Source organism: Mesorhizobium sp. M0208, from assembly GCF_040322015.1.
Taxonomy (GTDB): Bacteria; Pseudomonadota; Alphaproteobacteria; order Rhizobiales; family Rhizobiaceae; genus Mesorhizobium.
This window is the reverse complement of the sequence record NZ_JAMYSP010000018.1, coordinates 115,880-123,649: the sequence shown is the minus strand read 5'-3', so window position 1 is coordinate 123,649 and position 7,770 is coordinate 115,880. Positions and strand designations below refer to the sequence as shown.

At 57.8% G+C, this 7,770-nt stretch carries 3 protein-coding genes; all 3 read right to left on the bottom strand.

Going from position 1 to position 7,770, the window contains the following annotated elements:
* Positions 1-67: 67 nt before the first annotated feature.
* Complete coding sequence (locus NKJ17_RS19270; protein ID WP_352689729.1) at positions 68-532, bottom strand: ATP-binding protein; 465 nt, start codon at positions 530-532, stop codon at positions 68-70.
* Positions 529-1,788 (bottom strand): metallophosphoesterase family protein, encoded by a 1,260-nt coding sequence (locus NKJ17_RS19265; protein ID WP_352689728.1) that lies wholly within the window; start codon positions 1,786-1,788, stop codon positions 529-531. Before NKJ17_RS19265 ends, NKJ17_RS19270 begins: the two co-directional genes overlap by 4 nt.
* 71 nt (positions 1,789-1,859) lie before the next feature.
* Positions 1,860-7,445: a DUF3320 domain-containing protein gene (locus tag NKJ17_RS19260; protein WP_352689727.1), complete on the bottom strand. Its 5,586-nt coding sequence runs from the start codon at positions 7,443-7,445 to the stop codon at positions 1,860-1,862.
* Between the last annotated feature and the right edge of the window lie 325 nt (positions 7,446-7,770).

Genomic DNA, 7,770 nt, shown 5'->3' with positions numbered 1-7,770 from the left:
AAGTCCCCATCAGCCATCGCATCAAGAAATGCGCCTGGAACGACGACTATCTCATCAATGCCATCACTCATATGCGATAGCCCTGTAGCTTGCCGAGGTCGCCCCGCGACTCCAGGATCGACTTCCCGCCCGCTTCCAACGTCTCGTCATCGAGTGAGAACATCGTCGTGTACGCGTCACGCGACAGTCCGGCGAGATGCGCCGTGATCGCCACCTCGCTCACCGGTTGGCCCGTCGCGTTCAGTAGCGAATTGCTGCGCTGTTTCGTACGCGTGAACGTGTGCTCGGAGCCGGCCAGTTCCAGCACCCCTCCGATGCGCATGGCACCGTACTCATGCAGGAAATTGTAGCGGCTCCGCTCCTCGATGCCGAACAGCAAGTCTAGATAGGCGGAAAGCGCGGTCGATTTGCCGGCCTCATTCAGGCCGAACACGATATGCACGTCAGGTCCGGCTTCCGGTTTGGGTCCGAAGTCGATCGTACAATCGGTGAACTTTCCATAACGAATGAGGTCAAGGCGCCGCAACCTCATGACGATCCGCCGGACTTAAGGCGGGCAGTGACCAAGTCCGCGCCCTTGGAAAGCACCTGATCGAGGAACCGTTCCAGCCCGGCTTCGTCCTTCCCCGCAAAATCGCGTCCATCGGCCGGAAGGTCGGCGACCATCTTTTGGACGAACGCCCTGGCTTCGGCGCGGAAAGCCTCCGAGGTGGCATCGGCACGCATTGATTGCTCGAGTTCGAAAATCGGATCAGCGATATCCTCGGCGGTCTCTGTCCGAGGTAGCGTGAGGTCAAGGTCGAGCTTCTCCACCCACGTGTGGCCTAGCTGTTCCGCAGCCTGTTCGGCTTCGGCAAAAAGGAGGTCCTTGTCGCGGATCAGCGCCCACATCAGTGGTGACGCTCCTGTCAGTCCAATGCGGGCCACAGCATGCCGCGACCGGACGGCGGCCCGCAGCTCTTCGAGTGCGTAGCGAACTCGCGCGACTGCCTCGGGCCACTCCACTGCTCCGGTAAGGTCGACGCTGATCCGTTCGAACTGCGCAACGCTGGTCAGCCTTTCCTCGATCTCCACCGAACGGTCATCGCGCACCGTCACTAGGGTGACTGATTTCTCGCTGGCCTCGTTAATATCCCTCCCCTGCGGTATTCCAGGCATCACCACCGTGCTTGCCCCGGAATAGACTTGACGAACGTGAATGTGGCCAAGCCCCCAATAGTCAAAACCGTGGGCGTGCAAATCAGCGATGCTGCAGGGCGCGTAGACGTCGTGACCGGGTGATCCGGCCAGACTGGTATGCATGATGCCTATGTTGACGGCCCCTTCACGAGCAGCCGGATATTTGGTCAGCAGACTGTCCGGCGCCTTTGGGTTCGCAAAGCTCAAACCATGGAAAACGACGTCCAGACCGCCGGCTGTCTGCAATACCGACTGAGCACGACCGCCGAAGATGGTAACGGTGTCGGGAAAAACCAGCTGTTTGGAAATCCGCGACAGGGCGTCATGATTGCCGCGGATCTTGAAAACCCTAATGCCGGCCTGATGCAGGCGTGTCATCTGCGATGCTAGGAACCGCGCCGTTTTCATCGAGGTTTGATCGCCATCGTATAGGTCGCCGGCTATGACCAACGCATCCACGCGTTCCTCTAGGCAGAGATCCACTATCGAAACGAATGCCTGGCGGCTGGCGTCGCCCACGAGCCCGGCAAGATCGGGATTACGCATCGCCAGCGAACGCAGCGGCGAATCGAGATGAATATCGGCCGTGTGTACGAATCGAAATGCCATTCGGCCTCCGCCAGCAAAAGAGGTGTTCCGAGCTTCGACAGAAATTGCAACGAGGGCTCCACAGTGCCCCGTCACACTTCAGCTAATGTCTCGCTCGCGGATTCGCTGGCCACCAACAAGCCGTCTTGGGGCCGTAGCAAGCCCTTGGCAACCAAATCGGCGACCCCAGCTGAAATCAGCTGCCTCAATTGTGCGCTCGTGGCTTTGAAGCCCAGCATCCTCGCAACGCCTGTGGCAATTTCTTCCTCTGTCGCACCGAGGTTGGATTTCACGACTTCCATGGCACCTTGGGCGACTTCGTCCTGCGCAATCATTTCGGGCTTACGCAATCCAGGGGACACGACCCCACTACGATCCCTGAGACGAACAGGAGCACCTGGCTTGAAACAGAAGTTGCCTCGACGGGCCACGGCACTACCTCTCTGTGCTATGCCTATCCCTCGCTCGATTGCATCCTGAATCCTGCCACCGGCTCGCTGCAGACCCCAGGCGCCCCGAATACGCGAAACTATTTCGTCTACATGGATTGGCGTTTCCGTAGCCACGACCTGCGAGACCAGCCCGGCCATGATTCCGCTGGGCGTCTCGTGGAGTTCGAACGATCCCGGTCGCCTTAGTTGAGTCTCCTCGTAGGCTCGATTGGGCGTTTCGGATCCGTTTGTGCTCTCGAGACCGATTTCCGTCACGTTCCCTCGGTCGACCGTAACAACCTGCACAGCTACAGCACGATTTCTCTGGACACCCAATTCGGCCCGCTCATCGAGTTCTTTTCTGGCAGCCTTAATCGCAAATATGGTTCGCTCAAGCTGCTCGCGAGGCCTCTGGAACCAGTCAGTGCTCCAGATGCGATGCATGATCCAACCATGATCCTCAAGGACGGATTGCCGAAGCCGGTCTCGATCTCTGGCCGAGCGCGATGAGTGATATTCTGCGCCATCGCATTCAATGCCGAGAATATAGCGACCTGGCCTTTCCGGATCCGCAACCGCGAGGTCGATGAAGAAGCCGGCAATGCCCACTTGAGCATGAACCTGATAACCCTTTTCGATCAGCGCGTTGGCTACCTGTTCTTCAAAGATTGAATCCATTTCGCGAACCGTGGCCTGGGCAAGCGAAATTCGCCCTGTTCTCGCGTAGTGCAAGAAGAGCTTGAAGGCGAAGATGCCTTTCCCTTTGCCACGCTCCAGGTCGATGTCCTCGTCTGTGATGGACGCGAATACTTCGCAGCTGCGCTTGGCGCGGCTTATGAGGACGTTGAGCCGACGCTCGCCACCTTCCGCACCAAGAGGGCCGAAACGCATCGCCATGAAGCCTTGTGCATTCTTGGCATACCCCACTGAGATCATGATCACGTCGCGCTCATCGCCTTGAACATTTTCGAGGTTCTTGACGAAGAATGGCTCGCTGGGATGCGCGTGAAAGAACTCCTCCGTATCGGGATTTAATCGCCGCAGCGCTTCGAGTTCATCCTGGATCGCGCGGCGTTGGCTAACTGAAAATGTTGCAACGCCTAGAGTCTCTTGCGGGTTCACCTTCGCATGACGGATTATCGCTTCGGCTACTGCTCTCGCCTCTACCGGATTGGTTCCTGTGCCGCCGGAATCGAAGACCCCCTCCGGCACATGACGAAACCGCAACCCCATCCCTGCCTCTTGGGTATAAGGGCTTGGCACGATGAAAAGCCGGTTCTCGTAGAACTGGCTGTTCGATACGGCGATCAGAGATTGGTGACGGCTACGGTAGTGCCAGCGCAGCATACGCTGCGGCAAGCCGCGGGCCGTGAACAGGCCGAGGATGCTTTCAATGTCGGCGACCTGCGCACCCTCACCCTCGTCATCGTCAGACTGCGAGCCTGTCATCTTCGCGAAGAATGTCGTGGGTGGCAGTTGGCGTTCGTCGCCAACGACGACCACCTGACTGGCCCTGGCGATCGAGCCAAGTGCGTCCACGGGCTGGATCTGAGACGCCTCGTCCATCACGAGCAGATCGAAGGACATCCGGCCGGGCGACAGGAATTGGGCCACCGAAAGCGGGCTCATCATGAACACTGGCTTCAGCGCCTGGATGGCAGGGCCTGCCTTCTGCATCAATTGGCGGATGGGCATGTGGCCTCGTCTGCGCGCCATCTCAGAACGAAGCAATCCGACAGGTCCAGCTCCGCCGTCTCTTGAAGGAATTTTCCGGTGATGGGCCGTCACCACTTCGATGGCGCCGGCCTTGATGCGCTGGCGATCCAAATCTGCGAAGTCACGGACAGCCCTGGAATGCAGTTCCCCGTCGAACCTTGCCAGCTCCGGCTCATCGGTCGCCATCGCTAGAAACATTCCTTCGTAATAGGCCATGTCAAAAACTGATCGCGCCGATCCTGTTGTAATCTGGCCTTTGGCTAGGCCGTCTATCAACTGTCCCAGTCCAGCCTTTCGGGCGGTTTCGGATCGCTCTTCATAGCCAACCCATTTCGAGAGCTGCTCCTGATGATCGAGCCAACCCTGCAGCCGAGAAACGACCTCGCCTATAGCGACGTCCGGAAAATCGTCTACTCCGAACAACGAGGAAGAATCGGCTTTCAAATCGCTTGAAAGCGCCTTCAATTCCTGCGCTGCCGCTTGGGTCCCTTCACGTGCTGAACGAGCCGAGTTTGCTATCTCAATTCTTTCAGGCAACCGCGCAGCCAGATGTCGGATCGAGCCATTTTCTCTCAGCCAAAGTTCGGCTTGCGTGAGAGCGGCCCAATCGGATCCTCGACCGAGCCATGACGAGCCGAATGCGAACTTGCCAAGGCTTTCCCCGGCATCGATCTCTTGAGCAAGCGCTTGTAGTTTGCCTAGTCGACGTAGCAGCTCCAACCGCTCAGTGATCAGATCCGGAACGTCAGTCAGAACCTGTCGTGACGCATCATCGGCTTGAGCTACGGTGCTCGCCTTAGCTTCCATCAGTTGCAGAGAGGCCCGTTCGGCGGAAGCCACGTCACCTAGCATGGATGAAGCTAGATGCCCGAGATCGTTCCAGAAACCTTCGATGATCGGCCGACCGATTTCGATAACCTTACGAACACGCGCTGCACGCGCACCGGCCTCGGAGCGTTCCGCCATCCTGCCGGCAATAATCCGAGGTTCCGAGCCTAGTCCCCGCAAAGTGCGCATCCATTCAACTAGCGCCAGCAGTGGCACAGACGGCGATCGCTCTGCGCGCCAATCTGCCCCGAAGGCAGAACGGCCAAAGGAGTCGCCTTCGCGGACTCTTGCTGCGGCCGCCTGACCCTTCATCAAAAGGTCGAGGAGACCAACTATCTGGGTAGCAGGCGCGCTAGCGTCGACCACAATCGTACGGACAAGTGCCGTCGCGCGACGGTAGTCGCCATGCAATGCTTTCAATATTCCTGTGTGTGTGGCGAGCGCTTGCCGCGCCGCGGCCACCTCGGTACTCCACGCGGCGTCAACGACCTTACTCTGAAGGTCGGCTCTGGCAGCCTCAAGCGTTGCTACGCTGTCGGCAAGGTCGCCTGCCTGCTCAAGTCCGGAGTCCCAAACGGTGGCTGCGAAAGCCTCCGGGCTTGCGTCGGGGGCCGCCGCAACTCTCTCACCGGTCACGACCAGCCTGAGCAAGCCTGCCAACGTGTCTGGCAATATCGCCGATCCGAGTTCCTGATTCAGGCGCTCAGCTTCTTCCCGCAAACGTGGGAGCAGAATCGTGAGCTGTCGCGCACGATGGAAACCATCGTTTGGAAACTCCGAGGGGAGTTTTGCAAGCTCTGCCTCTAGACCTTCAATTGACGTGTCGATAGCCGTCGCCGCCAGCTGCTCTGTCAGTTCCTCGGATTTGCGGGCGAAATCCGTTCCTGACCAGAGAAGCGATGAAATGTCTTTCGGACGCTCATCCCATACCGGCGAGACGATCGCCTCGGCAGGAAGCCCAGGCGCGGACGCAAGAAGTTCAGCGCGATCTTCTATCTCACCACTGTCGCTGAGAATTTGCGGAGGCTCTGCCTCGATCCGCTCAGCAATATCGACCAGTTTGGCGTGCAGCGCCTTGGCTTGATCCAGCAACACCGCGATGCGTGGGACGAGCCTCTCAATGGTCGTTGGAAGAACGACATCCAGGCCAACTCCCCTCCAGGGCTGGTGGATGGGCAAGCCGATCTCGTTGATCCGTTGAGAGACCTCATCGAGTAATTTGCGACGTTGCGAAACACCGTCATTTGTCCAGCTTGTGGCATCCGTAAGTTCGATGTCCACAGGTTCCTGACCGGCCTGCCTTAGTCGGGTTAGCTGACCGAGAACCTGATAGGCGGTGAGTTCGGAGGCTCCATATGGAACATGCATCCTCGTAGCATGTGCATTGAGTTTATCCCGGGCCTCCAGCAGGCGTTCAGTGAGGGAAGAAGCAAGCTGTCCGCGAGGCGATCCGAGTTGCCAGGTGCGCCGCAACTCCTCCAGCATCATGCGCTTGTTTGCCTTGTTGCTGTGGAGCTCGAGGCACGCGTCCCCAACCCCAGCTGTGTCAAGCCGTCGCTTCACGACCTCAAGTGCGGCCATTTTTTCCGCAACGAACAGCACGGTCTTTCCGTCGGCAACGGCCGACCCGATAATGTTTGCGATCGTCTGCGATTTTCCTGTCCCGGGCGGACCTTGGATAACGAGGTCGCGACCCTTTCTTGCATCATGGATCGCCAGCGTCTGAGAACTGTCGCTGTCTACGATATGCAACATTTCGGCGGGCGCAATGTGCGGATCAATCGCAATGTCGTCCGACATCAGCGGTTCGCGTGTTTCGAAACCATCTGAAAGAAGCGAGCGGATCTTCGGTTGTTCGATAATCTTGGCGCCATCCGGCCAGATATCCGGATCCAGGTCACGGTACATCAAGAACTTGGCAAACGAGAAGAAGCCCAGCACCATATCGTCGCGAAGCACCTCCCAGCCATCTTTGGTCGAAACTGCTCCGGCAACGGCATCGAGATACCCTGCGACTTCGAAGTCATCTCCGGATTCAAAACGCGGCAGGGCGAGCTTGTGGATGCGATCAAGGTAAAGCTCGAGGGAAAGATTTGCGCTATGGTCCTCCGGGCGCGCCCGTAAGCGGAATTTCTCTCCAGCGGCCCCCCGCTCAAGCCGAACCGGCACCAAAATTAGCGGAGCCTGACGAATGTTTTCTTTGTTGTTCGGGTCAACCCACTTCAGCATACCAAGGGCTAGAAAGAGGATGTTGACACCCTGTTCCTCCTCCAGCGTCCGGGCATCATGATATAGGTCAAGCAGCCGACGCTGAAGGCCCGTTGGCGTCATTCGAGTCTGAAGCTTGGTGTCCGAATGTCGCGCGGACACCCCTCTATCGTCGACTTCCTCTTCTTCGGGCTGAGCGAGTGCTACCGGGGAATAATCGATCTCTTCGTCTTGAGGGCCGCCTTCTGCTTGGCCCGATTTAGGCCTATCGGGCTTTCCAGCCAGGAAGGTAAAGGCCTTTCCTTCGCTCACCAGCAATCGATAAATTTCTGAGGACTTCTCGTCCACAATATCGATTGTCTTCGCACTCTTGGAAAACCGCGGCACATTCAAAAGGCGGTTGCGGGCAGAAAGATCGAGCAACTCCATTCTAGCGCGCTCGAGTTTATCCCTTAGGGGCAAATCACTCTGGAAAACCGATTGTTTAACGTCCAAGACTACATCCCCCTGCAAGGAGGACCAGCTAGAGCCCGCGTAGAGCGTTCGCGCAAGAAAAAACAGCCGTTTTCACTAGAAAGAACTCCGATCATTTCTGGAAGCCGGCCAATATTGCGGCGTGCGATATGGATCAGGGCTGCTTCTTGGTCCAACCCTTTGCCTAGTCGCTATCTGACGAGGATTCTCTCTCCCTCCGTATTTAGCCGCCTCCACAATGTCTTTTTCCGACACCTCAAGCCGCTTTCCTGGTCATACAAAGAAAACGCCGTGCCCAATCAATCCACTGTCTTTCCATGGTTCCGCATTAGCGCTTCGGCCTTCA